The following is a 16,180-nucleotide window of genomic DNA, read 5'->3' as shown; positions in this document are numbered from 1 at the left end:
AGACCTTCGCCGAGCAGAATATCGACGCCTATATCGGATACCGCGAATTCGCATATGACGACGAAACCGACGCAGACTACCAGGACATGAGCGCTTTCCTCATGGGAATGAGGTGGAAGTTCTGAGCATGCCCACGCCCTTGCCCGAGAATCCGGACCCCGCCGCCAGTACCGGCAGTCCCCCCGCCGCCCCGGATCGGATCGAACTGATCGAGGCGCGCGTCGTCGATCTTGTCATCCGCCTGATCCTGCTTGGGCTTTTCGCATACCTGTCGCTGGCCCTGATCCGGCCCTTCCTGGCGATCACCACCTGGGCGGTGATCCTTGCCGTCGCGCTGGCCCCGGTTCACGACTGGCTGACCCGGCTGTTGCAGGGGCATCGACGCCTTGCCGCGATGATCGTGACCCTTGCCGCGCTTTGCGTGGTGATCGGTCCGGTGGCGGCACTGACCAGCAATATGGTCGAATCCGTCCAAAGCCTTGTCGAACGGGCCAATTCCGGCCAATTGAAGCTCCCTCCCCCGCCTGCTCGGCTGGAGACACTGCCGCTGGTGGGTCAGCAGATCCACGACTTCTGGACCTCGGCCCGCGCCAACCTGGAAAGCGTCGTGCTGAGCTATCACCGTATCCTTGCCCCGATCGGGGCAAAGATGATCGCGCTCGTATCCCAGCTTGGCCTTGATCTGCTAAAATTCGTGCTTTCGATCGTGCTGGCCGGTTTGCTGCTGATCCCCGGCCCCCGTCTTGCGGGCTGGGGGCGCAGGATCGCGGCGCGCATCGTCGCCCCACGGGGTGAGCAGTTCGTGGACCTGGCCACCGTGACCGTCCGCAATGTCTCGCGCGGGGTAGTGGGGATCGCGCTGCTGCAAGGGATCCTGATCGGCGTCGTCCTGCAAGCAGCAGGGGTTCCCAGCGCGGGGCTGCTGGCGCTGATCATCCTGTTCCTGTGCATCCTGCAGATCGGGCCGGCCCTGATCGTCCTGCCGGTCCTGATCTGGAGTTGGCTGACAATGACCCCCGCGCAGGCCCTGTTACTGACTGTGGTTCTGGTGCCCCTGACCTTCATGGACAATGTTTTGAAGCCCATGCTGATGGGCCGCGGCCTGAGCACCCCGACACTGGTGATCTTCATGGGTGTCATCGGCGGAACGCTGAGCTTTGGGCTGATCGGGCTGTTCCTTGGCCCGGTCGTGCTGGCGGTCTTTCACGATCTGGTTTTGACTTGGCTGCAGCACGACCCCCATCATCCGGTGGAAAAGTCGTAAGGAGCAGCTTCAGCAGTCCAGCATGACCCCGGCCCGAAGCGTCTCGGCAGGGGCAAGCCCAACCATGCGATCCGCGGCACGCTCGGGCCGCAAGTTCAGCGCATTCGCCAAGTGACTCACCGGCTCGACGCAGGTATAGGCCCCGGCCGGATCGTGCAGAACCAGGTGCGACAACGGTTCCTCCGCCCGCAGCGTCAGCCGGCGACCATCCGACAACTCCATGTCGACCCGCGACCAGTCCGACAGATAGCGGGTCGTGGCTTCCGACTCTGTGACAGAGCCCCAGTTCCCGTCGGGCAGGAAATGCTCGTCCATCGCCCATTCGCGCGCGGCATCGCTGCGGACCGTTCGGCATTTTGTGAAATAGGGATGCCAGCCCAGACCGGCGGGCATGGTCGCATCGCCGTCATTGCGGATGGAAAGGACGAGTTCCAGCCCCACAGGGGTCAATTGGAACCTTTGCACCGCCGTGAAGGGAAAGGGCCAGGCGCCATCGCCCTTGTCGCTCAACCGAAGTTCGACCATATCCGGCCCCTGCTCGACAACCTGCCACGGCAGCTTGTGACCGTGGCCGTGAACGGTCGCGGCCTCATGCGGATGCAGAGGAAGCTGAACCTCGCGACCGTCCCATTTGAACCGTCCCTGAGAGATGCGGTTGTGAAACGGAAACAGGGGATAGGCGCCACCCTTGGGCCAGATCGTGGGATCGAATGTTTCGTCAACCCCTTGCAGCGGGTGCAGGATGTCCCGCCCCGCGCGGCTGAGTTCGCGGACGCGGCCACCCCATTCGGGCCGCAGCACCATCCGCAGGTCCCCCCTGCTTAATGTGACATCTTCCACAATCCGCCCCCCGGTCCCGAATTGCGCATCACCTTAAGACATTGAATCAGACTGTAAACCCGCTTGACGCGCACAGACCAACGGGCAAGCGACAGGTTATCGGCCGGGGCTGGTCAAGCGGTTTTCGATCCAGCGCACGACAAGGATCAGCGCTGTGTTGATCAGCAGATAGAAAATCCCGGCAATCGCGAAGATCTCGAAAATGGCGTAGGTCTGGCTCATCAGTCGTTTGGCGTGGCCAGTGATCTCAAGCACGGTGATGGTCGAGGCAAGGCTGGTGCCCTTGATGACCAGCACCATCTCGTTGCCATAGGCGGGAAGGGCCTGACGGATCGCCAACGGAAACTCGATCCGGCGAAACCGCAGAACGCGGGACATGCCCGCGGCCTTGGCCGCCTCGATCAGGCCGGTTGGGATCGACATCAGCCCACCACGCAGGATCTCGGACGTATAGGCGGCAGTGTTCAGCGCCAGCGCCATGATTGCACAATGCATGCCGCCGCCGACCACCCACCAAAGGACCGGGTTGTCGCGAACAAAATCGAACTGCCCCAGCCCGTAGTAAAACAGGAACAGCTGCACCAGAAGCGGCGTGCCGCGAAAGACGGCACTGTAATATTCGGCAAAGCCCGACAGGAGCCGGTTGCCAGAGACGCGCATGACCGCAAGCCCCAGTCCCAGACAAAAGCCGATAGCAAGCGAGATCGAAGCCAGCGTCAGGGTCGTCCCGACACCCTTGCCGATCGTCGTCACAGCGCGGTGAAGCAGGTCCCAATCCATCTCAGGCCCTTCCCTTCAGGACGAGCGCGCGTTCTGCACGCTTGAAGCCCACTTGGCTGACGAAGGTGATGGCAAGATAGACCGCACCAGCAACCAGGTAGAAGATAAAGGGACTGCGGGTCGAACCGGCGCCGACATAGGCCGTCCGCATGAGCTCCTGCAGACCCACGACCGAGATCAGCGCGGTATCCTTCATCGTCGCCTGCCAGACATTGTTCACGCCGGGCGCGGCGATACGCAGCATCTGCGGCAGGATGATGCGGCGGAAAATCCGCTTGCGAGGCATTCCCAGGGCCCGGGCGGCCTCAACATGTCCGGTCGGGATCGCCGCAAGCGCCCCTCGCACGACCTCGGTCGAATAAGAACCCGAGATTGCCCCGATGGCGATGATCCCGATCAGGAATGGATAGCCGGTTTCAGCAAGCCCGGCCCAGCCGAATGCGGTTCCGATCCTGGCGACGAACTCGACCGACGAAAAGAAAAGCAGGTAGATGATCAGAAGCTCGGGGACGCCCCGCACGACGGTCGTATAGATGTCGACCAGCCAGTTCAGCGGCTCCACGCGCGCCCATTTGATCAGGCCACAGGCGATCCCCGTCACAAGGCCCAGCAACATCGCACCGATGGCGACCAGGATCGTGATCCCGGCGCCGCGCAGGATCGCGCCGACCCAGCCGCCGTCCCAAAGCTGCATTAGCCCGAATTGCATTGATTTCGCCTGCCTGGATGGGTGGGTCGGGAAAGGCGGATTTCGCCTTTCCCTTCGTCAGTGGTTCATTTGCATTTCTGCGAGATGTCCAGTTTGAACCACTTCTCCGAAGCAGTTTTCAGGGTCCCATCCTCGCTCAGATCGCAAAGCGCCTGATTGATCCGGGCTTTCAGGTCACCCTCGTCCTTGCGGATGCCGATGCCCAGCCCCTTTCCGAGTGTCGCGTCCGACGCGGAATCGATCACCACATCGACAAGCTGGAAGTCAGCGGCCTCGGGCTTGGCAAGGAAGTCGTTCTGCGCCGAGGTATCGGCGAAAGACGTGTCCAGCCGGCCGCTCGACAGGTCGATCTGCATCTGATCGAGCGTGTCATAGGTCATCAACTGCGCGTCGGGCATGACCTTCTCGACATAGGCCGCATGGGTCGTGCCAGACTGCACGCCGACTCGCAGACCGCTCAGATCCTTCTTCAGCGTGTCGAAATCCTTGGCGGCCGCCAGCTCGGAGTCCTTCTTCGCCACGAACTGGTTGGGGAATTCCGCATAGCTGTTCGAGAAATCGATCTGCTTCTGGCGTTCATCCGTGATCGACATGCCAGAGATGATGATGTCGAACCGCTTGGCGTTCAGCGCCGGGATCAGACCGTCGAACGCCTGCACGACGAAGCGGCATTTCAGCTGCAGCTTTTCGCAGACCGCGTTGCCGACATCGGCGTCGAAGCCGGTCACGTTGCCATTGGCATCGGCCATCGAGAAGGGCGGATAGGCCCCTTCGGTCCCGATGACCAGTTCGCCTTCGGCGGCATGGGCAAGCGGGGAAAGTCCGCAGGCAAGAATGGCGGCAAGAGACAGGAGTTTCAGTTTCATGCTTGGTTCCCTTGGTTGGATGACGTCACATTCTTTCTTGTGTGATCGTGCGATTGCCGCGCCCGGGGCCGGGCTAGTTGCATCTGGCGAGGAACTGGCTCAGCCGTTCGGAACGCGGATTGGTAAATATCTGGTCGGGTGAGCCTTCCTCCTCGACCCGGCCCTGATGCAGGAACTTGACGTGATGCGAGACTTCACGCGCAAACTGCATCTCGTGGGTGACAAGGATCATGGTGTTCCCCTCTTCGGCAAGCTGGCGGATCACGCGCAGCACCTCGCCCACAAGCTCGGGATCAAGGGCCGAGGTCGGTTCGTCCAGCAAGATGACCTTGGGCCGCATCGCCAGCGTCCGCGCGATGGCCGCGCGCTGCTGCTGGCCGCCCGAAAGCTGGCCGGGAAAATGCGCGTGCTTGTCGGAAAGCCCGACTTTTTTCAGCAACTCATGCGCGCGCGCCCTAGCCTCGGACTTGGATTCCTTGAGGACATGGACAGGCGCCTCGATGATGTTGTCCAGGACGGACAAATGCGGCCACAGGTTGAAGTTCTGAAACACCATGCCGACCCGCGCACGGATGCGCTCGACCTGCTTCTGATCGGCGGGGATCGAGACGCCGTTCTTGCCGGGCTTCATGCGGATCTCTTCGCCGTCGATCAGGATGCGGCCACTTTTCGGCTGTTCAAGCAGGTTGATGCAGCGCAGGAAAGTCGACTTGCCGGACCCGGACGAGCCGATCATCGACACCACCTCGCCCGGTTGTGCGACCAGATCCACGCCCTTCAGAACTTCAAGCGCGTCATAGCTTTTGTGAAGGTCGTGGATTTCGACCGCCGGACGCCCGGATTGAGGGGTGGCAGCGACGGGACTGGCCGCCACGGCGCGTTTCGGGGCGCTGCCGCCCTTGGCGTCAAGATCGGCCAGCGCGCGGTCGAAATAAGACAGGCTGACCGCCAGGACCTGTGTCTGCCATCCCGGGTCGGCGGGAATGAAGGCGTGGCGTAGCCGGTCCTTGATCTGCTGCCCCTGGGCAGAGGCGACATCGCCATGCAGATGCAGCCAGTTGTCAGAGCGAACGGCATCGTTCACCTCTTCCCCCGGCAGGGTGCCGCATTCGATCACCAGCGGCAGAACGCGCGCCTGCGGCATCCCCTTGCGCACGGCATCCGACACATAGCCCGTCGCGGTCGCCGCAATACCGGTATCCGTAGTCTTGCCCGCGCCCGTCAGCACGACGGACATGGCGGGACCGAACAGGGTCTTGCCCCAGTCAAGCCCGGCATGGTTGTCAACCGCGACGGACAGCAACGCCGGATAGCCATAGGGGCCCGCCCCGGTGTGCAGGTCAAAGACGACCGCGTCTTCGACATCGGACGCGAAATCCGACAGGATGCGGTTCAGCGTCGCATTCGACCAGACAGGCCCGCTCCCACCAAAGAAAAGCCCGTCGGGATGGATGTACTGTCCCGCCTCAACGGTCGGGGCAAGTCCGGCATATCCGCCCGCCTGCTGCCTTGCCAGCTCATAGGCATCGCGCGCCCGCGCCCGATCAGGGCCGTCAAGGTCGGTGAATGTCAGGGCCGGATGGATCGCCGCATATCCCGGGTTTTCGGGCACAGGGCGCGACCAGTCGATGAAGTTCCGGTTCAGGTCGACATTGTCTTCGTTCACGCGACGAGACCAGGCCGTGCCCCAGGGGTTGACCAGATGGATCATCAGGACGGCCACATTCTCTGGCAGGTGCCACGGCGTGTGCCGGCGCATCCATGCAACCTGCGCGGCCGAGCCATACGCCCCCTCGACTCCATGCGTTCCGGAATTGACGATCAGCAGCTTGGTAGCGTTACGGTTGCCAATCAGGGCCACGTCGGTCGCAAGGGCCTCGGCATGGGGGCCGGGCAAGGGGTGGCGATATTCGGCCAGCTCCGCCCCGGCTGCCTTTGCGGCGTCCAGGAACTCGGCACGCATGGTCGGGTAATCAAGCGGCATGAAGGCCATGAAGTCGCTTCCCCTTGGTTGGGATTCGGAAAGACCCTGCAATTGATCCCGCGTTCCTACCGCCTGTTTTTTGACAGGTGCGGCATTCTGCGCCGGGTTGCAAGGTGGCCATGTCCTTACAGGTCCAGGACGACGCGTCCAGTAGGACGCGAGCAGCAGATCAGCACCTGGCCTGAGGGCGGTGGGTCCAGCGGATCCGAGAAATATTCAACCTCGCCTTCGGCAATACCACAGCGACAGGTGCTGCAGATCCCTTCTCGGCAACTGAAGTCGGGGTCCAGCCCCGCCCCCTCGGCCAGCTCAAGGATCGATCCCACCGCATCGGTCCAGGGTAGGGTCACGCCCGAGCGGGCAAAGACCACCTCGGTCGCACCAGCAACCGCCGGGGGCGAAGCCTGCCGCACAAGTTGATCGGGCAGCGCGCGCGCGTCCGGGTCGGTGATGAACTCCAGCTTCGACAACGAGTGCGGGGCACGGGTAGGCATTCGACGGTCGATTTGCGCCACCGGCGGGGGCGCATCGGCAAGCGCCGCAAGCGACCCTCCCTTGCCGAAAAATTCGTAGGCGATCCGCTTGGGGGCGATCCCCAGTCCGGTCAGCAGGCGCCACATCGCGACCATGAAAGGCGTCGGACCGCACAGATAGACGTCGTAGTCGTCAAGCGGCAGCAGCGATTGCAGAAGCGCGCGGTCGACGACACCCTCGGCGTCAAAGCGGCCCGTCGCGCGATCGCTTTCGGTCGGCGCGCGATATACGTTCCGCACGGTGATCCGCCCATCCGATGCTTCGGCCATTCCACGGACTTCGTTGCCAAGCGCGTGGACATCGCCGTTTTCGACGGCATGGAAGAACCAGGCACGGCGTGTGGTGTGCGCGAGCCGGTGCAGCATGGCAACCAGCGGGGTCAGCCCGACGCCGCCCGCCAGCAGCAGGACCGGGCGTTCGCTGGCCTCATCAAGACAGAAGCTGCCGCGCGGAGCCGCGATCTCGATGAAGTCGCCTTCTTCGACCGAGTCATGAAGCCAAGCCGAACCCGAACCCATTGGCTCACGCTTGACGCTGATCCGGTGATGATCCTCCCCCTCGGCCAGCGCGGACAGGGAATAGGTGCGCAGCACCGGTCCCTCGGCAAGGGGGATGCGCAGCGTCAGATACTGCCCCGGACGCATGTCCCAAAGCGGGCCGCCATCCTCGGGTTCCAGATGGAACGAGGTGATGACGCTGCTTTCCGGCAGCTTCCGCGCCACCCGGAACCGGCGAAAGGCTCCGGCCATGGTCACGCCCGCATCTTTTCATCGACCATGCGCTCTTCGGCAATCATCGCCTCAAGCTGGCGGCGGAAGCGCAACTGGCCTGCGTCGATCGACAGGTCGATATGGGGCGAGGTCTTGGTCGTCATGCCCACCTGAACCTCGTTCAGCACTGCCCGATCCTCCTCGAAGGCGTGGCGAACGTCCTCAGACATCATCCGCGACAGATCCTCGTCATCGGGGCGGATGTTGCGCAACTGGAACCAGTAATAGCGGGTCTCGGTCTCGGTCGTCGGGGTCATGAAGTTGTAGCTGTCCATGACGAAGGTCTTTTCGTCCAGCGTCCCATCAGGCCCACCGGTACCCGCAGGTGTGAACACGGCCCGGATCAGCGCATGGCTGGGATAGCGCACCTCATAATGTTGAAGCCGGTCGCAGTTCCCGTCGAACTCGACAATCTTCTTGTAGAAGGGCGCGGGTTCGACATCCATCATCCAGCGGTGAACGATGACGCCGTTGTCGGTGCGCGTCACCTTCAGCGGCGCGTCCTTGGTGGCGGCCTGGGCAAAGCTGCTTTCATGGACCCAGGCGACGTGGGTCGGGTCCAGCAGGTTGTCGCACATCAGCAGGTAGTTGCAGTGCAGTTCCATCGCGGCACCACGGTTGATGCCCCAGTCCGGACTGTCGAAGTTCGGAATGTCGATGATGTCGTCGGCATCGGCAATGGCGGCATTGCCCATCCAGATCCAGACAAGGCCATATTTCTCATGCACCGGATAGGGCCGGACCTTGGCCGCCGAGGGGATGCGCCCACCGCCCGGCGCCCAGACGCATTGACCGGCACAATCGAAGGTCAGACCGTGATAGCCACATTCGACATTGTCGCCCTTGATCCGGCCCTTGGAGAGAGGAAGCTTGCGATGCGGGCAGGCATCCTCGAGTGCGATCACTTCATCCTGGCTGTTGCGAAAGACGCAGATCTTCTCTCCCAGAACGACGATCTGCTGCAGGCTGCGCGTGACCTCATGGCTCCAGGCCGCAACGTACCAAGCGTTCTTCAGAAACATGGCTGCATCCTTCGTAGCTGTGTTTCGCCAAGCTTAGCGCCGGGCAGTCGCAGGATAAGCGCAGAAGGATTCGGCAATTGTTTAGTTTTCCTGCTGCATCTGGTCCCGCATCGGTTTTGTCATCTGCATCAGCCAGTTCAGGAACTGGCGCGCGACGGGCTGGTCCAGCGTGGTCTGGCCCCAACAGACGAAATAGGGATCGGGCAGATACAGCCGATCCTGCGACAGTCGGACCAGGCGTCCCGATGTCAGGTCGTCGCGGGCAAAGGACCATTGCGCCAGCACCGCGCCCTGCCCCGCCGCTGCGGCCTCCAACCCCATCCCCGAGGCGGAATAGACCGCGACATGGCGCAGCGGCGCGGGATCGCTGGCAAGCTGCCTTTTGAACCAGTCGCGCCAATGCGGCTCGGTCGTGTATTGCGCGCCCCAATCGATCCCGACCAGCGGCAGGCGCGACAACCCTTCGGCGGTCCGCGCCTCGGGGTGGCGGGCCAGGAAATCTGGCGATGCGGCTGGAAAGCAGTAATCCGTGAACAGCACCCGGGAATGGGTATAGCGCCGCCCGGCCTCACCATAGGTCAGTCTGAAGGTGTGCTCCAGCATGTGCGAATCCGGCTCAAGATCCTGTGCGATCAAACGCAGGGTGGAATCCTGCGCCGCGGTCTGAAATGCCGGAAGCAGCGGATTCAACCAGCGCTGCAACAGGGTCGGCAGGCACGAGATCGTCAGTTCCTGCGCCAGACGGTGTTCGGCGATATAGTCCTGCGCCAGCGCAAAGCGCCCGAACCCCTGCGAGATCAGTTCATGATACCCGCGCGCGGCCGGGGTCAGCGCGGCGCGTCGGCCGTCCTTGACCAGCAGGACCATGTCCAGATGCTCTTCCAGCAGGCGCAGTTGTTGGCTGACCGCGCCCGGCGTCACGTTCAGTTCCTGCGCCGTCGCATGGACCGTGCCGAGGCGTCCGAACACCTCGAAGATCTGCATCGCGCGCAAAGGGGGAAGCTGCGCCATGTGAACCCCCGCTCGCTGGTCGTTAGTTTAGCTGACCTGTCGCACCCGCAAGGCGAACTGGTTTGCCCGCCCCGAAGGCCTGCGTATAGCATCGGCAAAGCCTTAGGCAACAAGCCACTGCGGCAGAATGTCGCGCCTTTACCAAGAGGGAACGGGAATGAAGCAGGTCGTCATCATCGGCGCGGGGATCATCGGGGGTGCGATCGCCTTTGAAATGGCGAAGGCGGGCTGGCTCGTCACCGTGGTCGACAAGGCGCCCGAGGCTGGCTACGGCTCGACCTCAAATTCCTCGGCAGTGATCCGGATCAACTATTCGGTGATGGAGACCTGCGCCATGGCGTTGGAGGGGTGGACCTATTGGCGCGACTGGGCGGGCTATGTCGACCTCCCTGCCGATCGCCCGCTGGCAACCTATAGAGAAACCGGCTCGCTGGTCATCTATTCCGGCGAAGGCGCGGGGATGGTCCGGATCACCGACATCATGGACCGGATCGGCGGGGTTTATGATCGCGTCACGGCCAAAGGAATTCGCGCATATCTGGCGATGGCGGATCTGCAATCCTATGCCCCCGCGAAACGCCTCGACCATCCGGATTTCGGCGAACCAAACCCGGAACAGGTCGGCGGCGCGGTCTTTTTCCATCAGGCCGGGTATGTGAACGATCCGAAACTGGCGGCGCAAAATCTGCAATGGGCGGCCGAGGGCGCAGGAGCCCGCTTCCGTTTCCGCAGCAAGGTCGAGGGGATCGAGACCGCGGGGGAGCGCGTTTCGGGCGTCCGGCTTGCGGACGGGACCATCCTGCCTGCTGACGTGGTGGTGAATGCCGGCGGGCCGTGGTCAGCCGGCCTGAATCGCATGGCGGGCGTGACCGGCGACATGACCATCCGCAACCGCCCGAACCGCCAGGAGGTCGCTTATATCCCCGGGCCGGAGAACATGGATTATCGTCGCGACGGCATCGTGATCGCGGATCTGGATGCCGAGTTCTATGCCCGTCCCGATCCCGTTGGCATCTGCGTCGGCTCTACCGACCCGGCTTGCGACACGCATGAGTGGGTCGAAGACCCAGACGCGCTTGACACCCGCTTTACCGACCAGTGGACCACCATCGTCATGCGCGGCGCCATGCGCCTGCCCGAGATGCGCATCCCCGGACAGGCCAGCGGGCTGGTCGCACTTTACGACACATCCGATGACTGGCTGCCGATCTATGACAGGACGAGCATGCCGGGCTTTTACATGGCCTGCGGAACTTCCGGGAACCAGTTCAAGATGGCACCGGTGGTCGGCAAGCTGATGACCCATCTGATCACGGAAACCGAAGCGGGTCATGACCACGACGCGGCCCCCCTGTCCTTCCGCCTGGAGCGGACCGGAGGCCGCATCGATCTTGGAACCTACAGCCGCAAGCGCCGGGTCAATGCCCAGTCCAGCTTTTCGGTCATGGGCTAGGGGTCGTGCGCGCCTTCCTCAGACCGGGTCGCGCGCGATGGCGACGCCAAGCACGTCAAGCTGCGCCACCGCAGCCAAGGCAACACGCATCGAGGCGCCGGTGGCAATGCCGTCATCGACGGGGATGATCCGCCTGCCCGCCAGCGGTATCGGCGGGCCATTCTGCAAGCATATTTCGCGCTGCCGGGCCATATCTGCCAGCTGACGCCGGATGTCGGTCGCAAGATAGTCATTGGGCAAATCCTGCGCGGTCAGTCCCCGGTTCATCAGCACCTGGGGATTTGCACCATCGACCAGCTCACCGATGGCAAACTCGGGATAGCCACAAACCCCGAGTTCGCCCCGGATGCATCCGCGCCGGGGCAGGTCTCCGAATCCCAGTGTGTCCCGTCGATCATTCCCGTCGACCGCGGAATGGTGCTAGATGCGACCACAGCCCTGAACGGAGGACAGCATGAGTTTCGTGAGCATGAAGATCGCAGGCGACGCGCGCGGGGCCTCGGACGGCCGCGTGTTCCGGCGTCTGAACCCGGTCACCGGCGAGACCGCCAGCGAGGCTGCGGCTGCCAGCGCCGCCGATGCCTTCGCCGCTGCGGAAGGGGCAGCTGCGGCCATGCCCGCCTGGGCCGCGCTTGGCCCCAACGCCCGTCGCGCCGCGCTTCTGAAGGCAGCCGACGCGCTTGCCGCCCGAGGAGATGCCTTCGTCGCGGCGATGGCATCTGAAACCGGTGCGACAGAACCCTGGGCCCGTTTCAACGTCATGATCGCCGCGTCGATGCTGCGAGAGGCGGCGGCGCTGACCACGCAGGTCGCGGGCGAGGTGATCCCCTCGGACAAGCCCGGTTGCATTGCGATGGCGGTGCGCGAGCCTGCGGGCGTCTGCTTGGGCATCGCGCCATGGAACGCGCCCGTGATCCTGGGCGTCCGCGCGCTGGCGACGCCCTTGGCCTGTGGCAATGCGGTCGTGTTCAAGGCCTCGGAAATCTGCCCGCGCACCCATGCGCTGATCGTGGAGGCACTGGAAGAAGGCGGCCTGCCCTCCGGACTGGTCAGCCTTGTGACAAATGCACCCGAAGATGCCGCCGAGATCGTCGGCGCGCTGATCGATCACCCGGCCGTTCGTCGGATCAACTTCACCGGCTCGACCAAGGTGGGCCGGATCATCGCTGAGCGGGCCGCGCGTCAGTTGAAGCCGGTGCTTCTGGAACTGGGCGGCAAGGCACCCTTCGTGGTGCTGCAGGACGCCGATCTGGACGAAGCTGTGAAGGCCGCGATTTTCGGAGCGTTCTTCAACCAAGGCCAAATCTGCATGTCCACGGAGCGCATCATCCTTGCGCCCGAAATCGCGGATGACTTCGTGGCCCGTTTCGTCGCGCGCGCTGCCCAACTGAAGGCGGGAGACCCCCGCGAAGGCCAGGCCCCGCTTGGCGCGGTCGTCGACGCGCATACCGTCGAAAAGGTTACCGCACTGATCGAGGATGCGCGGACCAAGGGGGCGACGATCCACAGCGCCGGTGCCGCCCAGGGCGTACTGATGCCCGCGCAGGTCGTCGATATGGTGACAGCAGACATGCGCATTGCCACCGAGGAAAGCTTCGGCCCGGTGGTCGCCATCTTCCGCGCCAAGGACGAGGAAGACGCCGTCGCGATCGCCAACCGCACGGAATACGGGCTGTCGGCCGCCGTCTTCACCCGCGACATCGCGCGCGGGCTGACGGTCGCTCGCCGGATCAGGTCAGGCATCTGCCATATCAACGGCCCAACGGTACATGACGAGGCACAGATGCCCTTCGGTGGAACTCGCGATTCTGGCTACGGCCGCTTTGGTGGCAAGGCCGGGATTGCCGAATTCACCGAGCTGCGCTGGATCACCGTCGAAACCCAGCCCGGCCACTATCCGCTATAAGCACTGCCGCCGCCCGCCTGTGCTGGAAGAGCGATCCATGGCCCAAGCGCTTGAGCCGCCTTTTACACGAATGAATGCGGGGCCCGGATTTCGGGCCCCTGCGTTGCTTCGGGTAAGTCAGGCCGTGGCGGTCAGGCGCTCTTCCGTTTCGACCGGGGCCAGGCCGAAATGCTCTCGCAGCGTGCGGCCACGATATTCGGTCCGGAACAATCCCCGCTTCTGCAGGATCGGCACCACTTCCGAAGCGAAAAGTTCCAGCTGCTGATAGATGATCGGCGGCATCACGTTGAAGCCGTCGGCTGCCCGCGAGTCAAACCAGTCCTGAATGACGTCTGCAACGCGTTCGGGTGTGCCCGCCACCGTCAGGTGGCCGCGCGCCCCGGCCAGTCGCTGCAGCAATTGGCGCAGGGTCAGCCCCTCGGCCAACGCGGTTCTGGCGTAACCCGTCGCACGGCTTTTCGACGCTTCAACCTGGTTCGGGTCGGGGAAGTCCCCTGCCCTTAGCGGACGATCCAAGGGAACGGCCGTGAAGTCATGCCCCCCGAAGCGCGCGGAAAGGCGGGTCAGGCCGATTTCGGGCGCGGTCAGTGCATCCAGTTCCTCGAACACCCGATCAGCCTCGCCCTGGGTCGAGCCGATGGCGGCGCTGAGGCCGGGAAGAATCGCGATGTCCTGCGGGGGACGTCCGCGTGCAGCGGCGCGCGCCTTGATGTCGGTATAGAAGGCCTGCGCCGTATCCTTGGCCATATGGGCGGTAAAGATGACCTCGGCCCATTCGGAGGCGAAGGCACGGCCATCATCCGACTGACCGGCCTGCACATAGACCGGTCGCGCTTGCGGGCTGCCCGGCACATTCAGGGGGCCGCGCGTGCGGTGAAACGGACCACGATGGTTGATCGGATGGATCCGGCTATCGTCGGACCACACGCCACGGGCGCGGTCATCCAGCAGTGCTTCGGCTGGCCAACTGCGCCAAAGCCCGTCCACGGCCCGCATGAAATCCTCCGCCATGCGGTATCGCTCAGCATGGCCCGGCTCGGTGTCATAGCCGTAGTTCTGCCCCGCCTGCGGGGCCCAAGATGTGACGATGTTCCACCCGGCACGACCGTTCGACAGATGGTCCAACGTCGCGAATTGTCGCGCCAGGGTATAGGGAAGGCTGTAGGTCGTCGACGCCGTTCCGATCAGCCCGATGCGTTCGGTTACGGCCGCCAATGCGGAAAGCAGGGTAATCGGCTCCAGCGTCCCCGAAGCGACAAGCCCGCCAGAGGCAGGCGCGACCAGCGCGTCCGCCAGGAATACGGCATCCAGCTTCGCGTCCTCGGCGATCCGGGCCGCCTTGGCGTAAAGGGCAAGATCTGTCAGGCTTTCGGGGGCAGATCCGGGATGACGCCAGGCGCTTTCATGATGCCCGCGCGGCATGAGGAACAGATTCAGGTGCAATTCTCGGGTCATGAAGTGGCCTCAGACAAGATTGGTTTCCACCCCAAGGCTGGCAAGCAGCCGCAGGCGCAGATGTTCGAATTCGGGATGGCTGGTTCGGCGCGGATGGGACAGCGGGACAGCGTGGTCCTCGGCGATGGCGCCATCTCGCAGGACCAGGATACGGTCGGCCAGGAGAAGCGCCTCATCCACGTCATGGGTCACGAGGATCACCGTCGGGCGGCGGCGCTCAACCAACCGGAACAGCAACGCGTGCATCTTGAGCCGGGTCAGGGCGTCCAGCGCACCGAAGGGTTCATCCGCAAGCAGCAGGTCCGGGCTGCGCAGCAGCGAGCGGGCCAGCGCCGCGCGCTGCTTTTGCCCACCGGACAGGGTGCCCGGCCAAACCCTGGCCTTGTCGCCGATACCGACCGCCTCAAGCATTGCCTGCGCCTCGGGCACGGCGCGATCGTGGCGCAGCCCCAATGTCAGGTTGTCGATGACGCTGAGCCAGGGCAGTAACCGCGAATCCTGGAACAGGACCGAAACGCTTTGGGGCACGCTGTAGGTACCTCCGTGATCAGCGTCATCATCCAGCCCAGCCAGCGCCCGCAGCAGGGTCGTCTTGCCCGAACCGGATTCGCCCAGAAGTGCCACGAATTGCCCACGCGGGATGTCCAGCGTCACCCCGCCGAGAACCTCGCGCCCCTTGAAGGAGCGACTGAGATCGCGCGTGAAGACCGCCCCCTTGAAATCGTGGATGCTCATGATCCGATGGACCTCCGCCAAGACAGCGCGCGGGCCTCGACGACGCGAACAACCGCATCGGAAAGCAGGCCCAGCACGGCATAGATGAAGATGCCGACCACAATGATGTCGGTCTGCCCCCAGTCGCGTGCCCTATTCATCAGGTAGCCGATGCCGGTCTGGGTATTGATCAGTTCAAGAACCACAAGCGACGTCCAGCACAACGTCACCGCCAGCCGCAGGGACACAAAGAAGCCCGGCAAAGCGCCCGGCAGGGCAACCTTTCGGATGAACTCGGCCCGCGTCAGCCCCAGCGTGCGTGCAAGCTCGACATGCCCCATGTCGATGCCGCGCAGGGCCGCGTGAGTATTGATGTAGACAGGCACCAGGACCGCCGTGAAGATCAGGAAGACCTTCATTACCTCGCCAATTCCCAGCCACAGGATCACAAGCGGAATCAGGGCCAGTGTCGGAATCGCGCGCTTGACCTGGACCAACCCGTCAAGCAGCGCCTCTCCGGTCCGGGTCAGCCCCGCCGCCAGCGCAAGGACAAGACCTGCGACAACGCCCAGGAACAGCCCGGCATAGGCGCGTCCCGCCGAAGCCGCCAGATGCGGCAGCAGACTGCCATCGGCAATCATCGAGATCCCGGTCGCAACCGCCGTCGATGGGGCCGCGAGCGTATAGGGGGACAGCAGGCCAAAGCGGGATGCAGCCTCCCACAGTACCACAACCAGAAGCGGGCCCAGAAGCCGCGTACCGCGAGGCAGCTTGCCAGGGGCGAGCATCAGCGGCCGCTGGGGTGCTGGACGATCCTTGCGGATCACCATCGCCTCGATGCGTTCGGATGACATGTCGTTCATGGTGCCCCC

15 protein-coding genes and 1 pseudogene are annotated in these 16,180 nt (G+C 63.7%); 3 read left to right on the top strand and 13 right to left on the bottom strand.

Annotated features, from left to right (window positions below):
* Positions 1 to 127 precede the first annotated feature (127 nt).
* Positions 128 to 1,264: an AI-2E family transporter gene (locus tag ACO2Q4_RS21520; RefSeq protein ID WP_423321838.1), complete on the top strand. Its 1,137-nt coding sequence runs from the start codon at positions 128 to 130 to the stop codon at positions 1,262 to 1,264.
* Between the two features lie 9 nt (positions 1,265 to 1,273).
* Here the strand turns inward: ACO2Q4_RS21520 and ACO2Q4_RS21515 are convergent, their stop codons facing one another.
* The 9 genes and pseudogenes from ACO2Q4_RS21515 to ACO2Q4_RS21475 all read right to left on the bottom strand — a co-directional run bounded on the left by ACO2Q4_RS21515 (position 1,274) and on the right by ACO2Q4_RS21475 (position 9,780).
* Positions 1,274 to 2,104: a hypothetical protein gene (locus ACO2Q4_RS21515; protein WP_423321837.1), complete on the bottom strand. Its 831-nt coding sequence runs from the start codon at positions 2,102 to 2,104 to the stop codon at positions 1,274 to 1,276.
* 96 nt (positions 2,105 to 2,200) lie between these two features.
* Positions 2,201 to 2,884, bottom strand: a complete 684-nt coding sequence (locus tag ACO2Q4_RS21510) for an ABC transporter permease (protein WP_423321835.1) — start codon at positions 2,882 to 2,884, stop codon at positions 2,201 to 2,203.
* A gap of 1 nt (position 2,885) precedes the next feature.
* Positions 2,886 to 3,593, bottom strand: a complete 708-nt coding sequence (locus tag ACO2Q4_RS21505; protein WP_423321833.1) for an ABC transporter permease — start codon at positions 3,591 to 3,593, stop codon at positions 2,886 to 2,888.
* 65 nt (positions 3,594 to 3,658) lie between these two features.
* Complete coding sequence (locus ACO2Q4_RS21500; protein WP_423321832.1) at positions 3,659 to 4,459, bottom strand: transporter substrate-binding domain-containing protein; 801 nt, start codon at positions 4,457 to 4,459, stop codon at positions 3,659 to 3,661.
* 73 nt (positions 4,460 to 4,532) lie between these two features.
* Complete coding sequence (locus tag ACO2Q4_RS21495; protein WP_423321845.1) at positions 4,533 to 5,333, bottom strand: ABC transporter ATP-binding protein; 801 nt, start codon at positions 5,331 to 5,333, stop codon at positions 4,533 to 4,535.
* Positions 5,334 to 5,417: 84 nt separating this feature from the next.
* Positions 5,418 to 6,422: pseudogene (locus ACO2Q4_RS21490) on the bottom strand (DUF2817 domain-containing protein); the annotation flags it as partial.
* 146 nt (positions 6,423 to 6,568) lie between these two features.
* Positions 6,569 to 7,726, bottom strand: coding sequence for a 2Fe-2S iron-sulfur cluster-binding protein (locus tag ACO2Q4_RS21485; protein WP_423321843.1), 1,158 nt, complete (start codon positions 7,724 to 7,726; stop codon positions 6,569 to 6,571).
* A 2-nt stretch (positions 7,727 to 7,728) separates the two neighbouring features.
* Positions 7,729 to 8,769 carry a Rieske 2Fe-2S domain-containing protein gene (locus tag ACO2Q4_RS21480; protein WP_423321830.1) on the bottom strand — a complete coding sequence of 347 codons (1,041 nt, stop codon included), beginning with the start codon at positions 8,767 to 8,769 and terminating at the stop codon, positions 7,729 to 7,731.
* Positions 8,770 to 8,850: 81 nt separating this feature from the next.
* Entirely contained in the window at positions 8,851 to 9,780 is a 930-nt protein-coding gene (locus ACO2Q4_RS21475; RefSeq protein WP_311760988.1) for a LysR substrate-binding domain-containing protein, read from the bottom strand.
* 157 nt (positions 9,781 to 9,937) lie between these two features.
* Here ACO2Q4_RS21475 and ACO2Q4_RS21470 point away from each other — a divergent pair, with 157 nt between their 5' ends.
* On the top strand, positions 9,938 to 11,233 hold the full coding sequence (locus tag ACO2Q4_RS21470; RefSeq protein ID WP_423321828.1) for an NAD(P)/FAD-dependent oxidoreductase: 1,296 nt from the start codon (positions 9,938 to 9,940) through the stop codon (positions 11,231 to 11,233).
* 18 nt (positions 11,234 to 11,251) lie between these two features.
* On the opposite strand, the gene ACO2Q4_RS21465 is transcribed toward ACO2Q4_RS21470, so the two are convergent.
* Entirely contained in the window at positions 11,252 to 11,500 is a 249-nt protein-coding gene (locus ACO2Q4_RS21465; RefSeq protein WP_423321827.1) for a hypothetical protein, read from the bottom strand.
* Between the two features lie 187 nt (positions 11,501 to 11,687).
* Here ACO2Q4_RS21465 and ACO2Q4_RS21460 point away from each other — a divergent pair, with 187 nt between their 5' ends.
* Positions 11,688 to 13,139 (top strand): aldehyde dehydrogenase, encoded by a 1,452-nt coding sequence (locus ACO2Q4_RS21460; protein ID WP_423321825.1) that lies wholly within the window; start codon positions 11,688 to 11,690, stop codon positions 13,137 to 13,139.
* A gap of 117 nt (positions 13,140 to 13,256) precedes the next feature.
* Here the strand turns inward: ACO2Q4_RS21460 and ACO2Q4_RS21455 are convergent, their stop codons facing one another.
* The 3 genes from ACO2Q4_RS21455 to ACO2Q4_RS21445 are packed head-to-tail and all read right to left on the bottom strand — an operon-like array spanning position 13,257 to position 16,171.
* Complete coding sequence (locus tag ACO2Q4_RS21455; RefSeq protein ID WP_423321823.1) at positions 13,257 to 14,594, bottom strand: LLM class flavin-dependent oxidoreductase; 1,338 nt, start codon at positions 14,592 to 14,594, stop codon at positions 13,257 to 13,259.
* Between the two features lie 9 nt (positions 14,595 to 14,603).
* Positions 14,604 to 15,329, bottom strand: a complete 726-nt coding sequence (locus ACO2Q4_RS21450; protein WP_311760993.1) for an ABC transporter ATP-binding protein — start codon at positions 15,327 to 15,329, stop codon at positions 14,604 to 14,606.
* A complete protein-coding gene (locus ACO2Q4_RS21445) occupies positions 15,326 to 16,171 on the bottom strand; it encodes an ABC transporter permease (RefSeq protein WP_423321821.1) in 846 nt (281 codons plus the stop codon). Before ACO2Q4_RS21445 ends, ACO2Q4_RS21450 begins: the two co-directional genes overlap by 4 nt.
* Positions 16,172 to 16,180: the final 9 nt, after the last annotated feature.

The organism is Paracoccus sp. KR1-242, assembly GCF_049446195.1.
Taxonomy (GTDB): domain Bacteria; phylum Pseudomonadota; class Alphaproteobacteria; order Rhodobacterales; family Rhodobacteraceae; genus Paracoccus; species Paracoccus broussonetiae.
The sequence above is the reverse complement of the archived record's forward strand: the minus strand, read 5'-3'. Positions and strand labels throughout refer to the sequence as shown.